16 protein-coding genes and 1 pseudogene are annotated in these 21,571 nt (G+C 71.7%); 6 read left to right on the forward strand and 11 right to left on the reverse strand.

What is annotated here, in order from left to right; genetic code table 11:
* Positions 1 to 43: 43 nt before the first annotated feature.
* Positions 44 to 316 carry a hypothetical protein gene (locus ABIA33_RS17350; protein ID WP_370082433.1) on the reverse strand — a complete coding sequence of 91 codons (273 nt, stop codon included), beginning with the start codon at positions 314 to 316 and terminating at the stop codon, positions 44 to 46.
* A gap of 150 nt (positions 317 to 466) precedes the next feature.
* Between ABIA33_RS17350 and ABIA33_RS17355 the strand changes: the two genes are divergently transcribed.
* Positions 467 to 1,237 carry a maleylpyruvate isomerase family mycothiol-dependent enzyme gene (locus tag ABIA33_RS17355; RefSeq protein ID WP_370082435.1) on the forward strand — a complete coding sequence of 257 codons (771 nt, stop codon included), beginning with the start codon at positions 467 to 469 and terminating at the stop codon, positions 1,235 to 1,237.
* A 63-nt stretch (positions 1,238 to 1,300) separates the two neighbouring features.
* Here the strand turns inward: ABIA33_RS17355 and ABIA33_RS17360 are convergent, their stop codons facing one another.
* The 6 genes from ABIA33_RS17360 to ABIA33_RS17385 form a co-directional block, all read right to left on the reverse strand.
* Entirely contained in the window at positions 1,301 to 2,326 is a 1,026-nt protein-coding gene (locus tag ABIA33_RS17360) for an LLM class F420-dependent oxidoreductase (protein ID WP_370082437.1), read from the reverse strand.
* Positions 2,327 to 2,538: 212 nt separating this feature from the next.
* Positions 2,539 to 3,708 (reverse strand): hypothetical protein, encoded by a 1,170-nt coding sequence (locus tag ABIA33_RS17365; RefSeq protein ID WP_370082439.1) that lies wholly within the window; start codon positions 3,706 to 3,708, stop codon positions 2,539 to 2,541.
* Positions 3,709 to 3,803: 95 nt separating this feature from the next.
* Positions 3,804 to 4,817 carry an N-acetylmuramoyl-L-alanine amidase gene (locus ABIA33_RS17370; protein ID WP_370082441.1) on the reverse strand — a complete coding sequence of 338 codons (1,014 nt, stop codon included), beginning with the start codon at positions 4,815 to 4,817 and terminating at the stop codon, positions 3,804 to 3,806.
* Entirely contained in the window at positions 4,807 to 6,246 is a 1,440-nt protein-coding gene (locus ABIA33_RS17375; protein ID WP_370082443.1) for a hypothetical protein, read from the reverse strand. Before ABIA33_RS17375 ends, ABIA33_RS17370 begins: the two co-directional genes overlap by 11 nt.
* Before the next feature lie 124 nt (positions 6,247 to 6,370).
* Entirely contained in the window at positions 6,371 to 7,057 is a 687-nt protein-coding gene (locus tag ABIA33_RS17380) for a class I SAM-dependent methyltransferase (RefSeq protein ID WP_370082445.1), read from the reverse strand.
* A gap of 82 nt (positions 7,058 to 7,139) precedes the next feature.
* The gene (locus tag ABIA33_RS17385) at positions 7,140 to 8,480 is read right to left on the reverse strand and encodes a M48 family metalloprotease (RefSeq protein WP_370082447.1); all 1,341 of its coding nucleotides are present in this window, start codon (positions 8,478 to 8,480) and stop codon (positions 7,140 to 7,142) included.
* A 139-nt stretch (positions 8,481 to 8,619) separates the two neighbouring features.
* On the opposite strand from ABIA33_RS17385, the gene ABIA33_RS17390 reads away from it, so the two are divergent.
* From ABIA33_RS17390 to ABIA33_RS17410, 5 genes are all read left to right on the forward strand, one after another.
* On the forward strand, positions 8,620 to 10,821 hold the full coding sequence (locus ABIA33_RS17390; protein ID WP_370082450.1) for an acyl-CoA dehydrogenase: 2,202 nt from the start codon (positions 8,620 to 8,622) through the stop codon (positions 10,819 to 10,821).
* 118 nt (positions 10,822 to 10,939) lie between these two features.
* Entirely contained in the window at positions 10,940 to 12,133 is a 1,194-nt protein-coding gene (locus ABIA33_RS17395) for a lipid-transfer protein (RefSeq protein WP_370082452.1), read from the forward strand.
* Positions 12,134 to 12,409: 276 nt separating this feature from the next.
* Positions 12,410 to 13,270 carry a MaoC/PaaZ C-terminal domain-containing protein gene (locus ABIA33_RS17400; protein WP_370082454.1) on the forward strand — a complete coding sequence of 287 codons (861 nt, stop codon included), beginning with the start codon at positions 12,410 to 12,412 and terminating at the stop codon, positions 13,268 to 13,270.
* A gap of 101 nt (positions 13,271 to 13,371) precedes the next feature.
* Positions 13,372 to 14,448 carry a Zn-dependent alcohol dehydrogenase gene (locus tag ABIA33_RS17405; protein WP_370082456.1) on the forward strand — a complete coding sequence of 359 codons (1,077 nt, stop codon included), beginning with the start codon at positions 13,372 to 13,374 and terminating at the stop codon, positions 14,446 to 14,448.
* Positions 14,449 to 14,510: 62 nt separating this feature from the next.
* A complete protein-coding gene (locus tag ABIA33_RS17410; protein ID WP_370082457.1) occupies positions 14,511 to 15,455 on the forward strand; it encodes a 3-oxoacyl-ACP reductase in 945 nt (314 codons plus the stop codon).
* A 59-nt stretch (positions 15,456 to 15,514) separates the two neighbouring features.
* Here ABIA33_RS17410 and ABIA33_RS17415 read toward each other — a convergent pair whose 3' ends face one another.
* From ABIA33_RS17415 to ABIA33_RS17430, 4 genes and pseudogenes are all read right to left on the reverse strand, one after another.
* On the reverse strand, positions 15,515 to 15,682 hold the full coding sequence (locus ABIA33_RS17415; protein WP_370082459.1) for a hypothetical protein: 168 nt from the start codon (positions 15,680 to 15,682) through the stop codon (positions 15,515 to 15,517).
* 247 nt (positions 15,683 to 15,929) lie between these two features.
* Entirely contained in the window at positions 15,930 to 18,146 is a 2,217-nt protein-coding gene (locus tag ABIA33_RS17420; protein WP_370082461.1) for an alpha/beta hydrolase family protein, read from the reverse strand.
* Positions 18,147 to 18,794: 648 nt separating this feature from the next.
* Positions 18,795 to 20,852 carry an NACHT domain-containing NTPase gene (locus tag ABIA33_RS17425; RefSeq protein WP_370082510.1) on the reverse strand — a complete coding sequence of 686 codons (2,058 nt, stop codon included), beginning with the start codon at positions 20,850 to 20,852 and terminating at the stop codon, positions 18,795 to 18,797.
* A 126-nt stretch (positions 20,853 to 20,978) separates the two neighbouring features.
* A pseudogene (locus ABIA33_RS17430) lies at positions 20,979 to 21,545 on the reverse strand (IS5 family transposase); the annotation flags it as partial.
* Between the last annotated feature and the right edge of the window lie 26 nt (positions 21,546 to 21,571).

Consider the following 21,571-nt stretch of genomic DNA (forward strand, 5'->3'; position numbering starts at 1 on the left):
CGTGCGACCGTCCCGGCGGGGCGGCTGCGAGGCCGACCAGGCGTCAGCTGCGGCTGCCGGTACGACCGAGGACGTTGCCGACTGCGGCATAGACCAGGGCCGGGATCCCGTAGACGAGCAGTGCGTGCAGCTTGCTGTTGTGGACGCCGTCGAAGAGGCTGCGGGACCAGGTGGCGAGCCAGTCGGCGGCCCGGTGGAACCAGTGGACGACGGTGTTCAGGCTGTTGGCGTCGAAGAGGTACATCAGGAACCAGATGACGAGGACCAGCGCGGCTAGGTACAGCGCCAGTCCGATCAGGCGTACGAGTCCGCTCATGTCTCACATCTGCCCGGAACGAGGGCCCGAAACCATATTCGGACAGCCGGACTGCACGTCTGTCGGTGGTCGGTTGTCAGTGGCGGCTGCTAGCGTCCGGAACGGATTCGGTGGACCGTCGCCGAGTCCGGCGAGAGGGGTGGTTGGGGTATGGCATGGCTGGAGCACGAGCGGTATCTGACGGCCCTTGAGTCCGAGGCGCGGCGGTTCGCCGAGCTGGTGGCGCAGGGCGATCCCAAGGCCGCGGTGCCGAGTTGCCCGGAGTGGAACCTGGCCGACCTGTGCCGACACCAGGGGCTGGTGCACCGCTGGGTGACCAAGGTGGTGCGGACGCGGGCGCAGGAGCGCGTCGGATTCCACGACCTGCCGGGCGGCCGCGCGCCGGACGACCCGGACGGACAGGCGCGCTGGCTGCTGAGCGGCGCCCTGGACCTCGCCGCGCTGCTGCGCGAGCGCGGGCCGGAGGAGAGGGTCTGGGGCTGGGCCCTCGAGCAGCACACAGGATTCTGGGCCCGCCGGATGGCGCACGAGACCCTCGTCCACCGGATCGACGCCGAGTTGGCGGTCGGCCAGGTCGGAGCCGTCGACCCCGAGTTGGCGGCGGACAACGTCGACGAGCTGCTGCACAACGCCGGGGCTCCGGCCGCGCGGGCCTTCCCGCGTCGGGAACTGCTGCGCGGCGAGGGCGGTTCGCTGCACCTGCACTGCACGGATGTGCACGGCGAGTGGATGCTGCGCCGTACGCCGGAGGGCTTCGCGTACGAGGAGGGCCACGGGAAGGGCGAGGCGGCGGTGCGCGGGCCGGCTGTGCAGCTGATGCTGCTGCTCAACAAGCGGTTGCCGGACGGCAGGAACGACCTCGAGGTGATAGGCGACGGCGACCTGGTCGCCCTGTGGCTGGACGGCCTGACCTTCGACTGAGCCGGCGGGTGTCGTCGCTGGTCTCCGCTGGCCCCTGCTGGTCCCCGCCGGATGGTCGCGTCGCTACAGCACCAGTTCGGCCAGGGTGCGCAGGGTCTCCGGGTCCCTGGCCGTGACCAGCAGGTCCGTGACCGGGCTGGCCCGCCAGGCGTCCAGCCGCTCGGCTATGCGCTCGCGCGGGCCGACGAGGGAGATCTCGTCGGCGAAGGCGGTCGGCACGGCGGCGACTGCCTCGGCCTGCTTCCCGTCCAGGAAGAGCTCCTGGATCCGGTGCGCCTCGGCCTCGTAGCCCATCCTGGCCATCAGGTCGGCGTGGAAGTTGCGTCCGCGGGCGCCCATGCCGCCGATGTAGAAGCCGAGCATGGCCTGGATCGGGGCGAGCCCGGCGGCGACGTCGTCGCACACCCTTGCGTGGACCAGGGGTGCGACGGTGAAGCCGGGACGGGCGGTGGCGAGCGGCTCGGCGTAGAGGTCGGCGAGCCGGGCGCGACGGGGGTCGGGGGAGAAGTAGAGCGGCAGCCAGCCGTCGGCGATCCGCATGGTCTGGGCGATGTTCTTGGGCCCCTCGGCGCCCAGCAGGATCGGCAGATCGGCGCGCAACGGGTGCAGGATCGGCTTCAGCGGTTTGCCGAGGCCGGTACCGTCCGCGCCGGGGTAGGGGAGCGGGTGGTACGCGCCGTCCTGGGTGACCGGTTTCTCGCGCCGTAGCACCTGCCGGATCACTTCCACGTACTCGCGAACGGCGGTGAGCGGCGAGCGCGGGAACGGGCGTCCGTACCAGCCTTCGACGACCTGGGGTCCGGAAAGCCCGAGTCCGAGCATCAGGCGTCCGCCGGAGAGGTGGTCGAGGGTCATGGCGTGCATCGCGGTGGCGGTGGGAGTGCGGGCGGCCATCTGGGCGATGCCCGTTCCCAGGCGGATCCGCGAGGTGTGGGCGGCGATCCAGGTGAGCGGGGTGAAGGCGTCGGAGCCCCAGGCCTCCGCCGTCCACACGGAGTCGTAGCCGAGGCGTTCGGCTTCGACGGCGAGGTCGAGGAAGCCGGGAGACGGCGCGGCGCCCCAGTAGCCGAGTGCGAGACCGAGGCGCATGGCGGGTGACCCCCATTGATCTGATGGTGCGTCAGTTATGGTGGGAGTGATCGTAGGCCGCCGATCGCGAGGCCACAACGGGCGTGGGCCGGGACAGTCGGCGACTGTCCCGGCCCACGCCGGATGAAAGGGGTTGCGACGGCTTTCCGCGAGTGGGGTGCGAGCCGGTGCGCGCTCCTGCTTGCGATCGGGTGCGCGCTGGTGGTTGCGAGCTATCCGCGCTGGATGCCTGAGGTGTCGGTGAGCAGGCCGCGCTTGCCCTCCTGGGTCTGGGTGAGCAGGGCGTCGCCGCGCTGGGCGATGGCCAGGTACCAGGTGCCGGGGACGAGCTCGCCGACGGGACCGCCCTGGGCGTCCTGCTCGGCGGACAGCGTGCGGGCGGCGGGGACAGCGAACCAGAAGGGAGCGAATGCCGGGACGGACGGCTCCGGCTGCGGTTCGGCCTGGACCTGGGCCTGCGCCTGGGCCGCAGCAGGTGAGGTTGCCGGGGTCGGCTCGGGTGCGTGCGCGGCGGGCTGGGTCTCGGACGGCCGGGGCTCTGACGGTTGCGCGGGCTGAGCCTCCGGCTGCCGCTTCACGACAGGAGTGAGCAGCGCGGTCGCGTGGTCCTGGCGGGGCGGGGCGTCCTGAGGAGTCGGCGTCGGCGCCGGAACCGGTTCGGCGGCGGCACGGGAGGGTGACGGTGCCGGCGCGGGCGCCGCTGCGCCGAAGGACCCGCCGGGCTGGTTCGGGTAGCCGTAGCCGCCCTGCTGCTCCGGCGCGGCGGCATGCGGAGCAGGTGCCTGCGGACCGGTGAACGGCTGCCCGGGCTGGGCCTGCTGCACGGGCTGCCCGTGATGGAAGTGGTGCGCCGACTGCTGGTAGGGGTGCTGCTGCCCCGGCTGCCCCGGCTGCCCGGGCTGCCCGTAGCCGGGGTAGCCGCCCGGGCCGGGGACCTGCTTGGCCGGGTCGGGAAGGAGCGCCAGGGACAGCGCGGGAAGGAGCGGTGTCGCCAGCGCCGCGCCGGCCAGCAGCAGGGTGAAGAGGAAGGAGAGATATGCGCCCACGCCGTGACTCGGCCCCGGACCGCCGATCAGCGCCCACAGCGCGGACCAGAGCGAGGCCACCGCCAGGACGGTCCCCCAGTGGCTCAACTGGATGCCGGCGATTCTGGGATCCTGCGGCAGCAGGCGGCCGACCAGGACCAGCGCGGCACCGATGAGGCCGAGGAAGAAGACCGAGGGCAGCAGTGGGAAGAAGGCACTGTGCCAGGCGTTCACTGTGCACGTGCCGATTCCGGTGACGCAGGTGCCGCTGTAGTACGGCAGGAACGAGGAGATCAGCAACAGGAGGGCCGTAACCGCGAGCGCGGCGTCCCCCCTGGTGACGGTTCGGAGGTTCACCGTGAGACCCCTCTCATGAGTCGTGAGGACGAAGCTTCGGACCGCCCATAGCGTACGGTGTCAACGCATTGGAGGCGTGCATGACTGAGGTCATGTCAATGACCGGTCTCCAGGAAGGCGCTGAGGCCGGCCGCCAGGCCCTTCGCCGCGGTCTGCCGCCAGGTCGGGCTGGTCATCCGTCCCGCGTCGGTGGAGTTGCGCATGTTGCCGCACTCGATGAACACCTTGGGCACTGTCGACAGATTCAGGCCGCCCAGGTCGTCCCGGACGTCGAGCCCGGTCCCGCCGTTGATGTAGTTCGCGAACGGTTCCCCGGTCGCCGCGGTGAAGGCGGAGCGCACGTCGAGGCCGAGGGTGCGGGACGGTCCGACGATCGGACGGGTGTCGGCTCCGCCGGCGACCACGGTGGCCGGGAGGATCACATGGAAGCCGTAGTCACTCGCTCCGGCGCCGTCCCCGTGGATGGAGATGGCCGCATCGGCGTGGGCCGCGTTCCCGATGGCGGCCCGCTCGGTGACACACGGCCCCCAGGGCCGGTCACCGTCCTGGGTGAACACCACCTTCGCGCCCTCGGACTGCAGGATCGTACGGACCCGGCGGGCCACGTCCAGGGTGAAGTCGGCCTCCGAGTACCCCGCGTCGGTCGACGTGCCCGTGGTGTCGCACTCCTTGCTGCCGTTGCCGACCCGGACCGAGGAGTTGATCTGGCTCGGGTAGTTGACGTTGCCGGGGTTGTGGCCCGGGTCGATCAGCACGGTCTTCCCGGCCAGGGGTAGACCGGTAGTGGCCGGCGCCATCGAGGCCGAGGCCGAGGCCGAGGCGGACGCTGAGACTGAGGCGCTCGTGCTCACGCGGGCCGAGGCGCTGCTCGACGCGCTCGCCGCGGCTGACCGACCGGCCGGTGCCGCCGGGGTCGTCGGCGCTCCGGGGAGGTTGCCCGACGCGGCGGTGTGCCCGCTCCCGGTGCCCGCGACGGCGTGCCACCCCAGCCAGCCGGCGAAGCCCAGTGGCACCAGCGCCGCCAGCACCACCGCGAGCGTCGCGGCTCTCGCGCCGCGCCGGGGAGGCCGGGGTGTGTCGTAACGGTCGAGAGGATGGTCAGAGGGCATCCGCGGTCCTTGTGGGCAGGTTGTACTGCGTGGCGATCGGGGTCCACGCCGTTACGAAGGCGTTCTTGTCGGCGGTGGCCTTGCCGCTCTGGGCGGTCCCGTTGTCCCAGTCCGAGGTGTGCGGCGCGTTTCCGGGGGTGCAGCCGCCGTTGGCCATCGCCCCGGCCCAGTTCGCGTAGGCGGAGTCCGCCGCTGCGGACTCGGACCAGGCCCGGCTCAGTGTCTGCACTGCGGCGGCCCCGCCCTGGAGCTGGGAGACGTCCAGCGCGCCGACCTTGGTGACCAGCGTCTGCCGGTCCTGTGCCGCCTGGGTGAGGGCGCTCTGCGCGGCGGAGACGGACGCGGCGTCGGTGCACTGGTCGACCGCGCTGACCGCGTTGACGACCTGCTGGCGCGAGTTGGCGGCGCTGCCGAGCAACTGGTCGAGGGCGGCGGCCTGAGCCTGCCCGGCGGCGGCGGCGCTGCTGCTCGCCGACGCGCTCGCCGAGGCGCTGTCGCTCGCTGACGCGGAGTCGCTCGGTGTGGCCGTGCCGGAGGCCGCGCCGGTCGCCGCGGCGGTGGGCGAGCCCGATCCGTGGCTCGCCGTGGTCTTCGTCCGACCCAGTCCGAGGCCCCACACCGCGCCCACGCCCAGCAGCGCCGCGATCACGACAACCAGCGCGATCAGCAGCGGCAGGTTCGTCCGGCGGGCCGGGTCCGGCCCCTGTCCCGGCGCGGGCTGCGGCTGGGCGTAGGGCGGCAGCGGGGGAGGCCCCTGCCGCTGGTAGCCGGGAGGCTGGCCGGCGTAGGTCTGGCCCTGGTAGGGCGGCTGACCGGTCGGCAGTGGTCCGTAGGCAGGCGGTCCGTACGCCGGAGCCCCGTAGGTGGGCGGCGGCCCGTAGGACGGCGCGCCGTACGAGGGAGGCGGGTAGCCGTACGGCGCGCCCGGCGCGGTCGGCGGCTCCGGGCGGGGCTGCTGCTGCGGCGGCCCCGGGGGCACCTGTCCCACCTGGGGGACCTGGGGGATGTCCCTGGCCGTGGGCACGTACGGGCGGCCCATCGGCGGGTTGAACTCCGTGGGCGACTGCGGCGGCACGGGAGGAAGGATCGCCGTGGGCTGCTCCTCGGCGACCTGGGAGCCCTCCGCGCGGGCGCTTCCACCCGCCCTGTCGGAACCGCCGGGACCGCCGACTCCGCCAGGGCGGTTCTGGCCCCCTGAGCCGCCGGGGCGGTCCGAGCCACCCGGGCTGTCGTCGTCCCCACCCCCGGGCTGGTCCTGAGCCGCCGCGGCGTCGCCAGGTGCACCTTCTCCCGCAGGCGGCGTGGGCGGTGGCGGGGTCTTGCTCCACATCGCGGCCGTCGCCGGGTCGCGACGGCGCACCCAGCCGCCGGCGCCGTCCCGTGCCGTGGGATCCCACACCGCCGGTGCACTGTCCTCAGCATCGGCCATCGCTGACTCCTCCCCCAGTTCCGGTCTGCCACCTGCTCTGCTGCGGCCACCGTACCGAAGGACTGGTCGAAGGCGCGGGGGTTGTCCGTGAGCTACGCCACGCCGGGCCCCTGCCCGGTGGCGCTCAACCCTGCCGCAGTACCCGCAGCGATCCCGTTACCGACACCTCGGTGAAGCCCTCGGCCAGTGCCCGCAGGTAGATCCGGTACGGCGCCTGGCCGCCGTCCGCCGGATCGGGGAACACGTCGTGGATGACGAGCATGCCGCCGGGCGCAAGGTGTGGAACCCAGCCCTCGTAGTCAGCGGTCGCGTGCTCGTCGGTGTGCCCGCCGTCCACGAACACCAGCCCGAGCGGCCTGCCCCACACCGCTGCCACCTGCGGCGACCTGCCCACCAGGGCGATGACGTGCTCCTCCAGACCGGCCGCGTGCAGCGTCCGCCGGAATCGCGGAAGGGTGTCCATCCGGCCGACCTCGGGGTCGACCAGGGAGGTGTCGTGGTACTCCCAGCCGGGCTGTTGCTCCTCCGAGCCCCGGTGGTGGTCGACGGTGAGCGCGACCGTCCCGGCCTGCCGGGCGGCGTCGGCGAGCAGGATGGTGGAGCGCCCGCAGTAGGTGCCCACCTCCAGTACCGGCAGACCCGTGCGCGCCGCCACCTCGACCGCCGCCGCGTACAGCGCGAGCCCCTCGTCCACGGGCATGAAGCCGGTGGCCGCCTCGAACGCCGCTACCACGTCGCCCGCGGGAACCCCGGCCGGCACCGCGCCCGACCCCCCGCCCGGAACCCCCGCCGTCACTGCCGCGCCCATCATCCCTGCTCCCGCCACTCACCACTGCCCACCGGTCAGCAGACCCTACTCGACGGTACGAGCAGTGCGGTCGTACCTCCCTCGCTCACTCGAGCCCGGCCGCCACCGCTGCACGCACCGCGGTGAGCTCGGTCTCGATGGCCGCGATCTCGGACGTCGTGGGCGTGATCGAAGGGGGCGATGCGGGCAGCTGCCGCAGAAAGGCCAGCCGCAGGTGGGTCGGCGGGTGGCTGCTGTCGGTCGCCGAGTCGTCCAGCTCGGAGACCCGCAGGCGCCGGGCACGCTCGCTCTCCGGGATGGAGGCGACGTACTCGCGCAGATCGGTCCAGAAGTCCTGGCGCGGAGGCGCTGCCGTGGGAGCGTCGCCGCGGCGCCGGTTCGGGATGCCGGTGCCGGGAACCTGACGCGACCTCTGCTGGCGTACCTGCTCGACGGCCTGGCCCAGGGTGAGCGACTGCAGCAACTCCTCGGCTGCGGCGGTCCCGGCGACGCGCGCAGCCAGGGCGTCGGCGAGGTACTCGGCCGGACGGCTGGTGAGCACGGTGACCCGGAGCAGGAGCAGGTGCAGCAGCAACGTCAGCTCGGCGAAGACGAACATGACCACGCGGGCGACCAGCTCGCCCACGGCTGCGAGGCCGGCTGCGGCCGTGCGGCCGTCGGGAGCCAGCCGCCGTCCGGGCACCAGCATGCCGTACCACTCGTCAAGGCTCCGCAGGGCGGCTCCGACCCACAGTCCCCGGGTGGTGTCGCCGTTGGCGCCGTGGCCGAACTCGTGGCCCAGCAGGGCGATCCGCTGCTGGGGGAGCAGGGTCTCCCACAGCGGTATGCCGATCGTCAGCACCGGCTGGCGGCGCAGTCCCACCCGTCCGTATGAGGCGTTGTGCTTCTGATCGAAGCAGATGACCCGAGCCGGGGCAGTGCCCAGGTCGGCGGCGATCCGGTCGGCGAGGGCGTAGAGCGCGGGAGCGTCGTCGCGGCTCAGGAGCAGGGAGCGTTTGCGGATCCTGCGCATCGAACCGAGTTTGGGCCGGTGCAGGACCGCCACCGCGACGAGGAACCCGCCGACGATCCGGCTCGGCCAGGCGTTGATCGTCAGGAGAGTCACCCCGCTGACGGCGACGGCCAGATTGATCAGGTGCACCAGGCCGGCGAGTGCGTACGCGCCGAACCAGGCGGCGCCCCGGGTGGGCCGCGGCCCGGTTGTGACCGTGAGTCGCCGGTAGAGCCGCTCCTCGGCGGCGCGGTTGAGTCGCCGGTCGAAGCGGTCGCCGCGGGTCTTGGCGACGGTGGCGCCGGGGTGTGCGTTCCAGCCGCAGGACTGGCACCACTGGACGAAGCGGGGATCGGTGGTGAGGACGGAACCGCATTCCCTGCATGGTGTCTCAGGGAGTGGTTTGAGCTGGCTGGGGGTGCTGAGCGTGGTCACGGCAGCGGATCATTCCGCAGGTGTGCGGCTGGTGGGAAGCGGTTTTCGCGGGTGGGGTTTCGCAATAGTGAAACACGTTCTAATCTGACGAGGCGTCAGCAGCAGGAGGGCAATCCGCGCGGAGCCGGAAGGGATGCGCATGGCCATCGGGATCACGGAGGACCACCGGCAGCTGCAGGCGGCCGTCCGGGGGCAGTTGGAGCGGGAGGTCCCGCCGGAGGCCGTGCGTGCCGTGCTGGAACGGCAGCGCGCCGGGCGACCGGAGTGGTGGGCCGAGATCGCTGAGCAGGGGCTGTTGGGGCTGCACCTGCCCGGCGAGCACGGGGGTGGCGGCGGTGACCTGCTGGATCTGGCCGTCGTCGTGGAGGAGACGGGCCGGGTCGTGCTGCCGGGTGCGTACCTGCCGACGGTGCTGGCCTCGGCCGTGATCGCGGCCGCAGGAGGGACCGCCGCCAAGCGCTGGCTGCCGACACTCGCCGAGGGCGGCTGCACGGCGGCGTCGGCGCTGGAACCGGGCGGGCTGACGGCCCGACGCGAACCCGGCGGAGGCTGGCGGCTGGCGGGCGTCTCCGGGCCGGTCCTCGGCGCGGACGAGGCGGACCTGCTGCTGCTGGCCGCGGCGACCGACGAGGGTGCGGCCTGGTTCGTGGTGGAGACCTCCGAGGTCGTGGTCCGCCCGCAGCAGGCGCTGGATCTGACCCGAGGCCTCGGTGCGGTCGAGGCGGACGGCCTGCGGTTGCCGGACGACCGGCGGCTTCCGGTGGGATCGGAGGCGGTCAGAGAAATTGTCGCGATGCTGCTGTCAGCCGAGTGCTGCGGGATCGCCGGATGGGCGCTCGACACGGCGGTTGGGCACGCCAAGGTGCGCGAGCAGTTCGGGCGGCCGATCGGACAGTTCCAGGCCGTCAAGCACCTGTGCGCACAGATGCTCGTGCGGGTCGAGCGAGCAAGCGCGGCCACCTGGGAGGCAGCCAGGGCGACGGGCAGGGCGAAGGGCGGGGCGAAGGGCGGGGCGACGGGGAGGGCGACCGGAGCCGGTGCGCTCCACTCGGAGATCGCGGCCGCGCTCGCGCTGGAGGCCGCCGTCGAGAACGCCAAGGACTGCATCCAGATCCTCGGCGGCATCGGCTTCACCTGGGAACATCCGGCGCACCTGCGGCTGCGCCGGGCGGTGACCCTGCGCCAGCTCCTCGGCGGCGAGTCGGCAGCCCTCGGACGCGTCGCCCGGCTCGCGGCCGACGGATTCGCCCGCCCGGCGCTTCAACTGCCCCCCGAGGCCGAGGAGTTCCGGGCGCGGCCACGAGCCGCGGCGGAGTCGGTCCGCGGGCTGGAGCCGGCGGAGCAGCGCCGCAGGCTCGCGCCCGGCGGCTGGGCGTCGCCGCACCTGCCCGTCCCCTACGGTCTCGGTGCCGACGCGCTACAGCAGCTCGTCGTCGACGAGGAGTTCCGCGCGGCGGGCGTACGCCTCCCGGACCTCACGATCGGCAACTGGATCGTCCCCTCGCTGGTCGCCTACGGCACGGACGAGCAGCGCGAACGCCTGCTGATGCCCACCCTGTGCGGTGAGCTCACCTGGTGCCAGCTGTTCTCCGAGCCGGAGGCGGGCTCCGACCTGGCCTCGCTGCGCACCCGCGCCGTACGGCTCCCGGACGGCCGTTGGCGCGTGGACGGGCAGAAGGTGTGGACGTCCAGTGCCCGCACGGCCGACTACGGCATCCTGCTGGCGCGGACCTCGCCCGACAAGCCCAAGCACAGGGGGCTCACCTACTTCCTGGTCGACATGCGGAGAACCGCGGGAATCGACATCCGCCCGCTCCGCGAGCTGACCGGCGACGCCGTCTTCAACGAGGTGTTCCTGGACGGGCTGGAGTTGCCTGCCGACGCCGTCGTCGGCGAGGTGGACGGTGGCTGGCGGGTGGCCAGGCACACCCTCGGCAACGAGCGGGTGCACATGGCCGACTCCAGTCCGACCGGCGACGCGGTACGGCGACTCCTCGCCGCGCCTGGGGCGGACGCCGAACGGCGGACCCGCCTGGGCCGCCTGGTCGCCGACGAGCACGTCCTCGGCTGCATCGACCTGCGCAGCGCGTTGAGCAGCCTGAACGGCCTCGACCCGGGCGCGGGCTCTAGCGTCCGCAAGCTGGTCTCCGCGCCTCACGCGCAGCGCGTGGCCGAGCTGGCGCTCGAACTCTGCGGCCCGGCGGGCGCAGTGTACGACGGACTCGGCCGGGAGGTGGGGCACGCCTTCCTGATGTCGCGCTGCCTGACCATCGCGGGCGGGACCACGCAGGTGCAGCTCAATGTGGTGGCCGAGCGCCTGCTCGGACTGCCGCGTGACTGAGACACGTTCAAGCGGCCGAGCGGCAAGCGGCGAACAGCAAGCGATTGAACTGCAAGCGACCGAACTGTAAGGGACCGAACAGCTGAACAGCAGGACACCGAGTATCAGGAGAAGCCGCATGCCTGGAAAGACGTACCTCGTCGGCGTCGGAATGACGAACTTCGAGAAGCCGGAGACCCGGGACTGGCAGTACTGGGACATGGTCCGCGTGGCCGGCCACGCTGCGCTCGCGGACGCCGGTATCGGCTACGCGCTGGTCGAGCAGGCGCCCGTCGGCTTCTGCTACCAGCAGTCCACGGCCGGCCAGCGGGCCGTCTACGAGCTGGGGTTGACCGGCATCCCGGTCTACAACGTCAACAACAACTGCGCCACCGGTTCCTCCGCGCTGATGATGGCCCGCCAGTTCGTCGCGGGCGGCATCAACGACTGCGTACTGGCGGTCGGCTTCGAGAAGATGAGCCGGGGCGCACTCGGTGCGGGCAAGGGTGCGGGTGACTTCGCCACCAGCCCGCTGGCCCGGCACTACGGAGTCATGGCGGCCCGGCACGGCTTCGAGATGACCCCGCCCACGGCGCAGATCTTCGGCAACGCCGCCCGTGAGCACATGGAGCGCTATGGGACCACCGCCGAACAACTCGCCCTGGTCGGGGTCAAGAACCACCGCCACTCCGCCGCCAACCCCCGGGCGCAGTTCCGCGACGTCTACACCCTGGACGAGGTCCTGGCGTCGAAGACCATCCACGCGCCGCTGACCAAACTCCAGTGCTCGCCCACCTCCGACGGTGCGGCGGCGGCGGTCGTCGCCAGCGAGCGCTTCGTGGAGGAACACGGCCTCCAGGAACGGGCGGTGGAGATCGTCGGCCAGGCGATGACGACCGACACCGAGGAGAGCTTCGCCTCAGGCTCGTCGATCGACGTCGTCGGCAAGCCGATGAGCCGCGCCGCCGCGCTGGCGGCGTACGAGCAGTCGGGCCTCGGTATCGAAGACGTGAACGTGGTGGAACTGCACGACTGCTTCTCCGTCAATGAACTGCTGACCTACGAGGCACTGGGCATGTGCGCCGACGGCGAGAGCGGCAAACTCGTGGCCGAGGGCGCGACGACGTACGGCGGCCGATGGGTGGTGAACCCTTCCGGCGGCCTGATCTCCAAGGGCCACCCGCTGGGCGCCACCGGACTCGCGCAGTGCGCCGAGCTGGTCTGGCAGCTGCGCGGCGAGGCGGGGGAGCGGCAGGTCGCCGGGGCCCGCGTCGGCCTGGCACACAACATCGGGCTCGGCGGGGCAGCGGTGGTGACGCTGCTCCGTCGCTGACGCGGCCGGCGAGGGTTGGCGCCGGGTGCGTGCAAGGGATTCTCAACGTCGGCAGGATGCGTTATACCTGACGATCAGGTAGATAGAACGCGTTCTACAAATGGACTCGCGGGGACGGTCGGACCAATGAGCCCGAGCCCGCGCCGAGCGACCCCGGCGCGTCCGACGGTGCGGACGGCCGCGTCGGGGTCCACCAACCAGCAGCGCAGCCATCCGTACGACCAGGAACCGCAGAGCAGCAGAACCGCAGAGCAGTAGCAGGGGAGAGACACACCGATGCCCATCGACGCCGCCACCGCCCTCGCGGCCCCGCCGCGCACCACCGACCTCGCCTGGGAGCACAAGGACGTTCTGCTCTACCACCTCGGCGTCGGCGCCGGAGCCCACCGACCCGCCACGGACCCCGACGAGTTGCGCTACACCTACGAGAAAGACCTCCAGGTCCTCCCCAGCTTCGTCACCGTCGCCGGAGGCGGCCTGGCCAAGGCGGGGGCCTTCAGCCTGCCGGGCCTGGACATCAACCTCGCCCACGTCCTGCACGGCGGCCAGCGCATCGAGTTGCACCGACCCGTGCCCCCGGCCGGGAAAGCCGTCCTCACCAGCAATCTCGCCGCTCTCTACGACAAGGGCAAGGCGGCGGTCCTGGTCATGCGCAGCGAGGCCGCCGACGCCGAGGGACCACTGTGGACCTGCGACACCGAGATCTTTGTCCGTGGCGAGGGCGGCTTCGGCGGCGAGCGCGGCGAGAGCAGCCGCGTCACGCCGCCCGAGCGTGTCCCCGAGTGGGAGCGTGAGGTCCCGGTCCGCCACGACCAGGCGCTGCTCTACCGGCTCTCCGGCGACTGGAACCCGCTCCACGCCGACCCCGACTTCGCCAAGCTCGCCGGCTTCGACCGCCCCATCCTGCACGGCCTGTGCTCCTACGGGACCGCCCTCAAGGCCGTCGTGGACATGGTCCTCGGCGGCGACGCCAGCCGCGTCCTCACCTACAGCACGCGCTTCGCCGGGATCTTCTTCCCCGGCGAGACGCTGCGCGTCCGCGTCTGGGACGAGCGAACGCACCTCGTCATCACGGCCACCTCCGTGGAACGGGCCGACGCTCCGGTCCTCGCCGACTCCGTTCTCACGTTCGTCTGACAGCAGCACAGAACCGCACCCACTCATCCGCACCCACTCAATCCGCATCGGGACCCCGGGCACATCGGGAACTTCGGGAACATCCGGAACAGGGAGCAGACATGCGCGCAGCAGTCCTGCACGAGACAGGCCAGGAGAAGCTCGAGGTCCACGACGGAGTCGAGGTCCCCGCCACCGGGCCGGGCAAGGTGAAGGTCCGGATGAGGGCCGCCAGCCTGTGCCACTCCGACCTCTCCGCGATGAGCGGCGTCCTGCCGCAGCCCGCCCCGTTCGTGCCCGGCCACGAGGGCGCCGGCGAGGTCACCGAGATCGGCGAAGGTGTCGAGGGCCTGGCCGTGGGTGACCATGTCGTCCTCTGCTGGATGCCGCCCTGCGGCGTCTGTCCCAGCTGCCGGCGTGGCGAGGGCAACCTCTGCCTGGCGGGGTTCGCCAACATGGGCACCCCCAACTACTACTACGACGGTACTGACATCTTCGGATTCTCCGGCACCGGCACTTTCGCCGAGGAGACCGTGGTCGCGTCGGGCTGCGCCGTGAAGATCCCGGACGACGTGCCCTTCGAGGTCGGAGCCCTGATCGGCTGTGGCGTGACCACCGGTGTCGGCGCGGCCATCCACACCGCGAAGATCGAGCCGGGTTCCTCGGTCGTGGTGATCGGCTGTGGCGGCGTCGGCATCGCCGCGATCCAGGGCGCGCGGGTCTCCGGCGCGGCCCAGATCGTCGCCGTCGACCCGGTCGCCGCGCGCCGGCAGTGGGCGCTGCATTTCGGCGCGAACGAGGCGGTGGCCCCGGAGGGGCTCGCCGAGGTCCAGCAGCGGCTGACCGGTGGTGAGGGCTTCGACTACGCCTTCGAGGTCGTCGGCAGGTCCGCGACCGTGCGGACCGCCTACGACGCGATCCGGCGGGGCGGCGCGCTGGTCGTCGTCGGCGCGGGGGCCATGGACGACATGGCGCAGTTCAACATGTTCGAGCTGTTCTTCAACGAGAAGCGCATACTGCCGTCCCTGTACGGAGGCTCGGACGTGCTCCGCGGCTACCAGACGGTCATCGACCTGTGGCGGGCCGGGCGGGTGGACCTCGAAGGCATGATCACCCACCATGTTCCGCTCGAGTCGATCAACGACGCGGTGCAGCAGATGCGCAGCGGCGAGGCGCTCCGCACCATCATCGACCTCTGAGCCCCGAAGACCTGAGCCCTGAAGACCTCAGCCTTGAAGACCTGAAGAGGAGTCACCGACCGATGAGCACCTCCTTGCAGGGGAAGACCGCGATCGTCACCGGCGCGGGGCGCGGCCTGGGCCGGGCCGAGGCGCTCGAACTGGCCCGGCTCGGCGCGAACGTCGTCGTCAACGACTTCGGCGCGCCGGGACGTGACGGCAGCGGTGCCGCCTCGGCCGCCCCGGCCGACGAGACCGTCGCGGCGATCGTCGCCGAGGGCGGCCGGGCCGTCGCCCACTACGGTGACATCGCCGACCTCGACGCCGCCCGCGCCCTGGTCGACCTCGCCGTGGACACCTACGGGCAGCTCGACATCCTGGTCAACAACGCGGGCATCCTGCGCGACCGCATGATCTTCTCCATGTCCGAGGAGGAATGGGACTCCGTCATTCAGGTCCACCTCAAGGGCCACTTCGCCACGAGCCGTTTCGCCGCGGCGCACTGGCGGGACCGCTCCAAGGCCGCCGGGGGACCCGTGTACGGAAGGATCGTCAACACCTCCTCGGAGGCGTTCGTCGCAGGCTCGCCCGGACAGCCCAACTACGCTGCCGCGAAAGGCGGCATCGTCGGGCTGACGACCAGCTGCGCGGCCGCGCTCGGCCGCTACGGCGTGACCGCGAACGTCATCTGCCCGCGGGCCCGCACCCGGATGACCGAGGACGTGTTCGTGGGCTCCATGGGCGTGCCGGACGAGGGCCTCGACCCGCTCGCCCCCGAGCACGTCTCACCCCTGGTCGGCTACCTGGCCTCACCGGCGGCGGAACGCGTCAACGGCCAGGTCTTCGTCGTACACGGAGGGATGGTGGCCGTCCTCGGCCGGCCGCCGGTGCTGGCGAAGTTCGACACGGCGAAGGACCTGTTCACCCCGGACGAGCTGGACGACCTGCTCAGCCCGTTCTATGCCGAGCGCACGCCGGGCGACGGCTACGCCAACCTCGACGTGCTCGGCCTGCGGCACGGGATCTAGGAGAGCGCCTGTTCGGCCGGCCCCGGCCGCCCTCCGCCTCGTCGCGCCGTACCGAACCCTCAGTCGGCGATGACGCGGCGGTGGCGGCCGTGGCCCGCCGGCTCGCGCCGTCCCTCCACGTCGTCCTCGGCCACGGTGCCGCGGTGCTTGGCGGCGACGAGCGGGCTCGCCTCTCCCGGAGCAGCGTCCAGGCGGTTCTCAGTGATGTCTGTGAGGGCATCGGACATGAGAAGTCGTCTCTCCATTGTGTGTGCTGTCGATATTGAGCGCGGTATCCAGCCGGTGGATGGCCATCCGGGGGACCAACGCCCGCGATCACCCTATGCAATGCCGTGTACCGGGGTCGCGTCGGCTCGATAACAAAGCGTGCACGATCAGTACCCGCCAGTACCCGCCAGTACCTGGCAGCACCTGGACGCGTGATGCCGCCTCAGGTCCGCCTCAGGTCCGCCTGAGGTCGGCCTCAGGTCCGCCTCAGGCCGGACGCCCGGTCCGGAGGAACCCGGCCAGGAGCTCGTGCAGCACCGGGGCTCCGTCCTCTGCCAGCACCTCGTGACCGGCCCCGGCCGCCTCCACATACCGGAAGTCGGTTCCCTCCGAACGCCCCATCCGCAGCAGTTCCTGACGCAGTGTTCGCGACTGGCCCACCGGCACCACCTCGTCCTGGTCGCCGTGGACGATGAGCAGCGGCGCGGCGAGCCGATGGCACAACCGCAGCACATCGCGCGCCCCGCGCCCGTCGGCGGGATCCCGCGCGCCACCCAGGCGATGAGTCAGGGCCTGTACGGCGGGCCCGGCCTCGGCGAGCAGTCGCGCCCCCGAGAGGAACGGCGCGACCACCGCGCACCGTGCCACCTGTTCGGGTGTCGAGCATGCCGCCAAAAGGGCGAGGAAGGCCCCGTAGCTCACCCCGAACAGTGACGCGGGCTCAAGTCCCAGCGCCGTCCGCTGGCCGCTCACCGCCGCCAGCAGCGCGAGAACGTCGTCCAGGTCGGGGCCGCCCCAGGCGTTCTGCAACGCCTGCGCGTGCTCCACTCCGTAGCCGGTGCTGCCACGCTGGTTGACGGCCACCACGGCGAGGCCCTCGGCCGCCATCCGCTGCAACGTCGGGTCGAACTCCAGCCGCCACGCGTCCGCAGGGCCCCCGTGCAGGGCGACCACCAAGTGCTGGGCCGTCAGCCAGGCGTCCCCGCCGTACACCACGGCCTCCAACTGCCCTTCCGCTCCGGGCAGTTCCACCGTGCGCGCACCGTGCCAGACGCCGCCGTCGCTGGGCCCCGCGCTCCCGTCGAGACGCCAGCCCGACGGCACGGCCCGCAACCCGGGCCGTCGTTCCGCAGCGCCGGAACCGATCCGGTTCGGCGGAAGGATGCGCAGCACGCTGCCCATGCCCGCGGCGCCGCCCTGCAGCGGCGCGAGGCGCAGCGGCATCGTCGGCGTGGGCTCCTGTGCCTCCGGCGGCCCGTCCCGCAGCAGGTCGACGTCGATCGTGGCGATTCCCGCAGGGTGGTCCGGTGCCGAGTAGGGCATCCGCAGCCCGGCCGCGGACCAGTGGCCTAACCCTCCGAGCCGCCCGGGCGGCACCGGCACCGGCTCCAGCTGTCCCGACGACGGCTGCCACAGTGCCAGCGAGGACCCGGCACCCCAGTCGCCCTGTACCGCCACCCGCAGGTCACCGGCGGCGGTGCCGGGGGCGGGGGCGGGCTCGATCGCCACCGGCCGCAGGAACCCCCGCGTCCGCTGCAGGCAGTCGGGGAAGTGCAGCGGCTCGCCGCCGCCGAGGACGCCCCAGCCCAGCCGGTCCTCGCCGGGGGCGTCGCTGCGCACCAGGATCAGCCCGCTCGCCGGGTCGGCCGCGACCAGCCGGTCGTTGCTCTCGGGCGTCAGCTCCAGGAGCGGGTTGACCGTGCCGGTAGCCAGATCCAGCACCACCGTCTTGACCACCACCCGCCGGCCCGCCTTCCGGTCCCGTTCGGCGACGTGGTCCAGCGCCAGCAGCCGCCCGCCGCGGTCCAGCCAGACTCCGCCGCCCGACAGCCCGGCGAACTCCGCGACCTGCTGCGGCTGCACACCCCCGTCCGCACTGACCAGCCACACCGAGGTCACCGACCGCGAGTCGGTGCCCAGCGCCACGGCGACGGGCGCCCCCGGGCCCGGCGCGGGCATGGCCATCAGCCGCAGCCCCGGAGTCCGCAACGTTCCCACCGAGGACTCCCGGACCGAGGCCGGCGTCCGTACGACCAGCTCGTGGCGCTCGCCCTGGTGGCGGCAGATCAGCACCCGCCCGTCCGGCAACGAGACCAGCTGCGAGCGCAGGCTCTCCGACCGCGCGCCCGCGCCGAGCGGCAGCGGCACGGGTATGACCCCGCCGTCTCCTACGTCGCCAGCTCCGCCGCCGTCTCCGCCGTCTCGCCCCTCGCGCCCGTCTCCGGTTTCTGCGCCGACGCCGCCCCCACCTGCGAGCCCCCCGCCGAGTCCGCCGCCGAGTCCACCGACGATCAGGCCGCCGACGCCCTGGTCTCCTTTCCCGCCCAGCCGCCAGCTCTCCGGATACCAGCCGCCGTCCCCGGACGTTGCCAGGCAGGCCGCGTACCCGCCGTCGGCCGAGAACGTGAAGCCGACCCGTCGCAGCGCCGGCGCGCCCCGGGTGTGCGGGAAGGCGCCGACGAGAGTGAGAGGTGTCGCAGTCATGGGGGGTCACCACCGGATTCAAGGAGGTCGGACCGCAGCGGCAATGCAGCCACTGGTCCGCAGCCGGGGGTTGGGGGTCTCGCCGACACCCCCGCCGCACCACAGACGCTACTTACGCCACCCCAGCCACCCGAACGGATCGATGCCCCTTCACTCATAAGGGTTACAACGCCGTCCCACTCCCTTCGACTGATGGGCGTACGGCCAGCCGACCTGCTCTGAGTGGCTTCGTACGCCTGTTCACCTGTCGTCGTTTGTCATCGTTGGCTGACCCCGGACGGCCCACAGGCGGCCCAAGCCCCCTGTTTGCGAGCAGGCAGAGTGATTAGAAGAGACTCTGATGGTTCAGCGGCCACATGCCCTTCACCTGCTATGGCGCATCCATCCGGGACCGCCACTCGTCTCGCGAGGCCGCGTATTGGCCGCACGGGCCCCCTGCGGCCGCAGTTGCGCGGCGTCCGCTGACCGGCCCTGTTGGTGCTCTCCTGGGCGAAAACACGCAGAGTGTCTGAGCCCAACGACGACTGGCCGGACGAGTGATTCAGGTCAGTCGTCCACCAGGGGCGACGAGGTCCTAGCGCACGATCTGACATGGATGTTCCTCAGCCCCCCACGTGTCGAGAATCCTGAGGGCTGCTTTCCATTGGCTCATTGGGCCAGGTAGTCCTGCAGCTCTCGGTGTCGGAACTGGTATGCCGTTCCGGAGACCCGGACGAGGCCAGCGCCGTATGCCCAGTCGAGAAAGCGGCCGAGTCGCCACGGCAGGCGGCCCCGCGTACACAGCAGCGTCGCCACATACCGCCGCCACGCGCCGGCCCAGATGATTCCGCTCGGGAAACAGAGGACAACCCCGAGGGACAGCCCCAGTGCGGCTGCGTTCCAGAGTGTTCCCGCGAGGGTGAATGCTGAGCCGCTCAGGGACAAGAAGCCCTGCGTGAGCCCTGTCGCAAGTCCGACCGCGATTCCGGCCATGCAACCGGCCCGGATATCGGCGCGGACTGCCTCCCTGGGGCCCTCGACCGCGCCGCGCGGCGCACTCGTCTCCAGATTGACCCTGAGCCCGAACGCCAGCCCTGCCACAAGCCCAATCGGGAGATACACACCGAGCGCACCAACCAGCGCGCGCGTCAACGGGTAGTCAGGTGACGACGTCGGTAGCGCCGTCGCGAGCCCGGTCACGAGCGCCGCCGAGAACCCGAATGAGACGGGAACGGCGACGGCACGCAGTCCGCGGGGAGTACTCAGCCGCCGCCGATCGATGCCCTTCGGGGTGGGCCAGGTGATGCCGCTTGCTACGAGGATCCAACAGCAGACAAGCAGTGCGACAGCGACGTTCCCGGGGATTTGCGTGTCATCCTGGATAGCGGACCAGCCGAGCAACGAAAGGATCAGGAGCCCGACCGCGGCGCACATGGCGGTGTCGAGGACTCTGGCGCGGTTGCCGGTGATCGGCCACAGCCGGTGCAGCACCAGGTCCGTACCGGAGAGCAGTTGTCCTCTCACGGTGCGGCGGCTGCGGGCGTTGTCGTTGAGGTAGCGGGCCAGGACGGTCAGCCAGCGCTCGACGTCGTGGGGCTGGTAGGGGGTGTTCCCGGCCCGCACGTGCATGTCGGTGGCGGCCGGCACGAAACGGCCCAGGAGATGCTCCCGCAGGGCGCGGGGGTCGGCGGGGGCGAGCAGCTCGGCTGGATCGCCGTCGGCCTCGTAGACGGTGACCGCCAATGTGAGCAGCCAGGGGGTGGACAAGATCCGGGCGGCCGTGCCGTGCGGATCGTGGTCCAGAGCGTCCAGTACCGCGTGCCACAGCAAGGGATCCCACACGCGCGTGGTCACGAATGCATGGGCCTGCGCGGGAGTGACCTCTTCGACTTCCACCCGGGCCGCGTCCAGCAACCGCGCCCTGTGCGCCAGCGCGTCATACTGCCCCGTGCGGCAGGTCAGCACCAGTGGAGCCTTGCTCCGCCCGGCCTGGTACGCGTTCAGCTCCGCCAACGCCGCCGCTGCTCGTGAGGATCCGACCGGGACCCCAGCGGCATCCATTTCGTCCAACCCGTCCAACACCGGCAGTACCCGTCGCTGCTGCACCAGAGCCCGAGCGGTCGCACCGCTCAGCCGGTAGGTGTCGACCAACTCGTCGGCCAGCCATTCCTCCAGCGTCTGAGTGGCGTCCCAACCGGCCAGGGCGAGGCGCACTGGCACCGGATCGTCAGGTCCGCGGCGCTCAAGCAGACCCAGCATCAGTTCGAGTGCCAGCACGGTCTTGCCCGACCCCGGAGCCCCGGTGATCACCAGCCGTTGCGGCCGCAGTCGGCGGTAGTACTCGGTAATCCCGCTCAGGCTCCCAGTCGCCGCAGCGTCCTCGGCACCGCGAGACGGCGCGGCCCGGAAGCAGAAGCCGACATTGATCGGCTGATTGTCCCCACCGAGCAGCTGGGTGCGCTGCGCCAACTCGCTTGCCTCCACTGCCGCGGCCAGTTTCCCGGATGCTCGCGCTCCATCGACTTCGCCCGCAGACTTCAACAGCCGCACCGCCCCGGCGCCGATCGGCACCATGCCGACCAGGAAGCCGAGCAACCCAAGCTGGTCGTTCGTGTTCGTGGCACTGATCAGATTCACCAGCGCCCACACGCTCCCCGCCACGCACGCCGCGGCCGCGATCGCGCCTGCGGCCCGCTGGTACCAGTCCTGCCGCCCGGTGAAGCCCATGGCACAGATGATCACCACTGGGGCTCGCTCCGAAAAGAAAATGCCGCTCGTCCCACCCGACCGGCTCACCAACGCGTCAAGGACGTCTTCCACGAAAGCCGGCAATACTGCGGCAGAGTCGGTAGCGACCGGCTCGAACTGGGTGCAGTCGGCGCACTGACCTGCAGTCAGGACCAGCGACAGGACCCGGCAACGGCCGTCCGCGCTCAGGTGAACCTTGGTGGTGAAGCCGCCGCGGGAGCGGCCCAGGCCCTCCCCCCGCGCACCGCCTTCGTCAGGCGGTAGACCAGGACCGCCCACATTCGAGCGTTCCTGACTGCCTGTGCGGACCCCCCTTTGACCACCGGCGGCGCGGCCTGCCGGGCACCGGCCGCGTGGTGGGCCCGAACCGAGGTGGAGTCGACCGACACATCCCAGTCGATGTCACCGGCCGCATCCGCCTCGGCCTGGACCCGCTGCAGCAGCAACTCCCAAGTGCCGTCCGGCGACCAGCGGCGATGCCGCTCGTGGACGGTCTTCCACGGACCATAGCGCTCCGGCAGGTCAAGCCATTGCACCCCGGTCGATCCGGTACAGCACCCCGTCGATCACCTGCCGATGGTCCCGGCACCTGCCACAACGCCCATTGCTCGCCGGCAGGAGCGGCTTCAGCCGCTCCCACTGCGCATCCGTGAGATCGGCCCTACCCGACATAGTCATATCAACGACTCAACTGATCG

This window comes from Streptacidiphilus sp. MAP12-16 (assembly GCF_041262165.1).
GTDB lineage: Bacteria > Actinomycetota > Actinomycetes > Streptomycetales > Streptomycetaceae > Streptacidiphilus.

Coding starts and splice junctions, on each gene's coding strand:
- ABIA33_RS17400 (WP_370082454.1), top strand. CDS start 12,410: ATGCCCATCGACGCCGCCACCGCCCTCGCGGCCCCGCCGCGCACCACC.
- ABIA33_RS17405 (WP_370082456.1), top strand. CDS start 13,372: ATGCGCGCAGCAGTCCTGCACGAGACAGGCCAGGAGAAGCTCGAGGTC.
- ABIA33_RS17370 (WP_370082441.1), bottom strand. CDS start 4,817: ATGCCCTCTGACCATCCTCTCGACCGTTACGACACACCCCGGCCTCCC.
- ABIA33_RS17380 (WP_370082445.1), bottom strand. CDS start 7,057: ATGATGGGCGCGGCAGTGACGGCGGGGGTTCCGGGCGGGGGGTCGGGC.
- ABIA33_RS17350 (WP_370082433.1), bottom strand. CDS start 316: ATGAGCGGACTCGTACGCCTGATCGGACTGGCGCTGTACCTAGCCGCG.
- ABIA33_RS17420 (WP_370082461.1), bottom strand. CDS start 18,146: ATGACTGCGACACCTCTCACTCTCGTCGGCGCCTTCCCGCACACCCGG.
- ABIA33_RS17395 (WP_370082452.1), top strand. CDS start 10,940: ATGCCTGGAAAGACGTACCTCGTCGGCGTCGGAATGACGAACTTCGAG.
- ABIA33_RS17355 (WP_370082435.1), top strand. CDS start 467: ATGGCATGGCTGGAGCACGAGCGGTATCTGACGGCCCTTGAGTCCGAG.
- ABIA33_RS17425 (WP_370082510.1), bottom strand. CDS start 20,852: ATGGGCTTCACCGGGCGGCAGGACTGGTACCAGCGGGCCGCAGGCGCG.
- ABIA33_RS17360 (WP_370082437.1), bottom strand. CDS start 2,326: ATGCGCCTCGGTCTCGCACTCGGCTACTGGGGCGCCGCGCCGTCTCCC.
- ABIA33_RS17390 (WP_370082450.1), top strand. CDS start 8,620: ATGGCCATCGGGATCACGGAGGACCACCGGCAGCTGCAGGCGGCCGTC.
- ABIA33_RS17375 (WP_370082443.1), bottom strand. CDS start 6,246: ATGGCCGATGCTGAGGACAGTGCACCGGCGGTGTGGGATCCCACGGCA.
- ABIA33_RS17410 (WP_370082457.1), top strand. CDS start 14,511: ATGAGCACCTCCTTGCAGGGGAAGACCGCGATCGTCACCGGCGCGGGG.
- ABIA33_RS17415 (WP_370082459.1), bottom strand. CDS start 15,682: ATGTCCGATGCCCTCACAGACATCACTGAGAACCGCCTGGACGCTGCT.